Source organism: Sporichthya sp. (assembly GCF_013815995.1).
Classification (GTDB): Bacteria; Actinomycetota; Actinomycetes; order Sporichthyales; family Sporichthyaceae; genus Sporichthya.
This window is the reverse complement of record NZ_JACDFE010000344.1, coordinates 1-3,139: the sequence shown is the minus strand read 5'-3', so window position 1 is coordinate 3,139 and position 3,139 is coordinate 1. Positions and strand designations below refer to the sequence as shown.

At 72.9% G+C, this 3,139-nt stretch carries 3 protein-coding genes and 1 pseudogene; 2 read left to right on the top strand and 2 right to left on the bottom strand.

Annotation, left to right across the window (positions count from 1 at the left end; genetic code table 11):
• Together H0X00_RS22975 and H0X00_RS22970 are read right to left on the bottom strand one after the other, a co-directional pair.
• A partial coding sequence (locus H0X00_RS22975; protein WP_293775118.1) for a DEAD/DEAH box helicase occupies positions 1-1,462 on the bottom strand: 1,462 nt, incomplete at its 3' end.
• A gap of 137 nt (positions 1,463-1,599) precedes the next feature.
• Positions 1,600-1,863, bottom strand: a complete 264-nt coding sequence (locus H0X00_RS22970) for a DUF2277 domain-containing protein (RefSeq protein ID WP_293775116.1) — start codon at positions 1,861-1,863, stop codon at positions 1,600-1,602.
• A 193-nt stretch (positions 1,864-2,056) separates the two neighbouring features.
• Here H0X00_RS22970 and H0X00_RS22965 point away from each other — a divergent pair, with 193 nt between their 5' ends.
• Positions 2,057-2,659: a hypothetical protein gene (locus H0X00_RS22965; protein ID WP_293775114.1), complete on the top strand. Its 603-nt coding sequence runs from the start codon at positions 2,057-2,059 to the stop codon at positions 2,657-2,659.
• Positions 2,649-3,139: pseudogene (locus H0X00_RS22960) on the top strand (hypothetical protein); the annotation flags it as partial. The gene H0X00_RS22965 and the pseudogene H0X00_RS22960, both read left to right, overlap by 11 nt.

The following is a 3,139-nucleotide window of genomic DNA, read 5'->3' as shown; positions in this document are numbered from 1 at the left end:
AGACCGAGCACCGGCCGCAGGCCCCGGCGTGCGGGTCGTCGAGGGCCTCGGTGAGGACGTCCATCAGGCAGCGCGCGCCCTGGGCGTAGGTGCGCATCAGGTCGGCCTCGGACCGGCGGGCCGCGACGATCCGGTCGTACTTCTCGGCGTCGTAGATCCAGCCCGCACCCGTGCTGCGCCAGCCGCCGCCGACCCGCTCGACCGCGCCGTCGACGTGCATCGTCTTCAGCAGCGCCTCCAGGCGACCGCGGCGCAGCCCGGTCTCGGCCTCGATCGCGGGCACCGACATCGCGGCGCCGGGACCCTCTGCCTCGGCGAGCGCATCGAGCAGTCCCAGTACCTGTCGCGCGGCCTGCGGGTCCGGGATGGTCGCGGTCGCGAAGTAGTCCCAGATCCGGGGGTCGGACTCCGCGGCCGGCAGCAGCACCCCGACCGCGCCCTGGGCGGCGAGTTCCGGCGGCAGTGCGCGTCCCGCGCGGCCGACCTGTTGGTAGTACGCGACCGGGGAGTCCGGTGACCCGACATGGACGCAGAAGCCGAGGTCGGGCTTGTCGTAGCCCATGCCCAGCGCCGAGGTCGCGACCACCGCCTTCACCTCGTTGGCTCGCAGCGCGGCCTCGATCTGCGCGCGTTCCTCCGGCGGCGTCTGCCCGGTGTAGGCCGCGACGCGGTGACCCTGGCCGCGCAGAAACTCCGCCAGCGAGGTCGCGTTGTCGACGGTGAGTGCATAGACGATCCCGGACCCGGGGAGGGTCGCCAGCGCCTCGGAGACCCAGGCGAACCGCTCGACGCCGCCGAGGCCGGGTACCACCGAAAGCTTGAGGGTCGCCCGGGCCAGCGGCCCGCGCAGCACCAGGGTGTCCGGACCGAGCTGGGCCGCGACGTCCTCGGTGACCCGGGCGTTCGCCGTCGCGGTGGTCGCGAGGACCGGGGCGCTCTCGGCGAGCTGGGCGAGCAGCCGGGTGAGGCGTTGGTAGTCGGGGCGGAAGTCGAAGCCCCAGTCGGAGATGCAGTGCGCCTCATCGACGACCAGCAGGCCGGCGCCGGCCAGCAGCGGCAGCGCCTTGTCGGCGAAGCGTGGGTTGGCCAGCCGCTCCGGCGAGACCAGCAGGACATCGACCGCGCCGGCCTCGAGCGCGTCGAAGACCTCCTGCCAGTCGTCGACGTTCGCGGAGTTCACCGTCGCCGCCCGCAGACCCGCCCGTTCGGCCGCGGTGACCTGGTCGCGCATCAGGGCCAGCAGCGGGGAGATCACCAGCGTCGGGCCCCGGCCCTGCGCGCGCAGCGCGGACGCGGCCGCCCAGTACACCGCCGACTTGCCCCACCCGGTCGCCTGGACCAGCAGCACCCGCTGCCCGCCGAGCAACGCGTCGACCGCCGCGACCTGATCGGCCCGTGGCACCGCGTCCGGCCCGGACAGCTTGGCCAGGACCTGCGCCAGGGCCTGTTCGCCTGCAGTCATCGCCGCACCCCCTCGTCGCGGCTCACTGTGTCAGCCGCCGGAGACAGCGCCGCAGGCCATGGGGACGAACGCATCCTCTGCGGCGTGCCGCGCCCATCGACGACGCGGGACAGGCGCGCCGCGCGACAGAAGTTGAGTCAGGAGTAGCGGACGGCGCGGACTCTGGCCTTCGCGGCCTCGACGTCGCGGTCCTTCGGCGGCGCCGAGGTGGTCAGCTCGTCGAGCAGCTGTTCCGAGACCGCGGTGATCGCCGCGACCGCGCGGTCGAACGCCTCGGCGTTGACCGCCGACGGTTTGGCCGACCCACTGATCTTGCGCACGTACTGCAGCGCGGCGGCGTGGATCTCGTCCCGCGTCGCGGGCGGGGCGAAGTTGTGGAGGGTCCGAATGTTGCGGCACATGCCCATCACTGTATGGACGGGGGCAGCCTGAGCAACACACCGGCGAATGTGACTCACGAACCCGGACAAAAGCCCCAACCCCGGGACGAACGCTCCGATGCGTGCTTCAGTGGATCTAGATCGGGTACACCGTCATGACGCCCACAGGTGGGCGACGCCGGGGGGCGTACGGGGCGACGGAGGGGATCTGCGCATGAACGCGCAACGAGGATTGCGGCTGCCCAGACGCGGCCGGGTGTTTGTCGCGGGGGTCGCACTGCTGGCCCTCGCGGGGTGCAACGGCGGCGTCGCCGGGCTCAACGCTCAGGCGACGGCGCTCCTGCACGAGCGGGTCGCGGCGGTCCGCGCGGCGGCCGACACCGAGGACCGAGACGCGGCTATCGCTGCCGTCGATGCGTTCAAGGCCGAGATTCAGCGGCTGGTCGAGGCCGGCGATCTGACGGATAGTCAGGCCGCGAGCCTGCTGGCGCATGCCGACGCGATCGCCGCCGACGTCCTGTCCGAGGTTCTCCTGCCGACTCCGACGCCGGAGCCGACCGCGACGCCGGAGCCGACGCCCACCCCGGTGTCCACGCCGTCCCCGGAGCAGGTTCAGGTGCTCCAGCAGGAGACGGCCGAGCGGCTCACCGAGATGTTGCGCGAGCGGCTGACCGAGTACGTCAAGCAGCAGATGGAAGAACGCGAAGCCGAGGAGAGGGCGGCGGAGCAGGCCGCGCAGGCGCAGGAGAAGGCCGAGCGCAAGAAGGCCCGGGAAGCCAAGCGCGACCGGAACCACGGGGGTCACGATGAGAATTGATCACCTCGGCGGCACGCTTGCCGACCGCCTGCGCACCGGTCCGCTGGAGCGGCTCGAGTTGGAGCGGCTCGCCCAGGACCTGCTCGGCATGCTGGCCTCGCTGCACGCGGACGGCACGCTGCACTGCGACCTCAACCCGGTCAGCGTCCGGCTCGACAACGACGGCCGGCTGCACAGCTCCAAGATCGGTGCCCAGCGTGGGCCCGGGCGGGTCCACCCCGAGGGGCCGATCGGCTCGCCGAACTACCTGGCGCCTGAGGTCAGGGCGGGTGGCGTCTCCGACGTGGCCGCGGACCTGTTCGCGTGCGGGGTCCTGCTGGGCGATGCCGCAGGCCCGGACGCTTCCGCGCCCGTGCTGGTCCTGATCGGCATGCTCACCGCGTCCGACCCGGACATGCGCCCGGCGTCGGCCGGCGAAGCACTCGCGCTGCTCGGCGCCACCGCGACCCCTGCGGCGTCGACCGCGGTGGTGCCGTCGCC

What these genes read in the sequence shown, in the direction of transcription:
- H0X00_RS22970 (WP_293775116.1), bottom strand. Translation starts at nt 1,863, where the DNA reads ATGTGCCGCAACATTCGGACCCTCCACAACTTCGCCCCGCCCGCGACG.
- H0X00_RS22965 (WP_293775114.1), top strand. Translation starts at nt 2,057, where the DNA reads ATGAACGCGCAACGAGGATTGCGGCTGCCCAGACGCGGCCGGGTGTTT.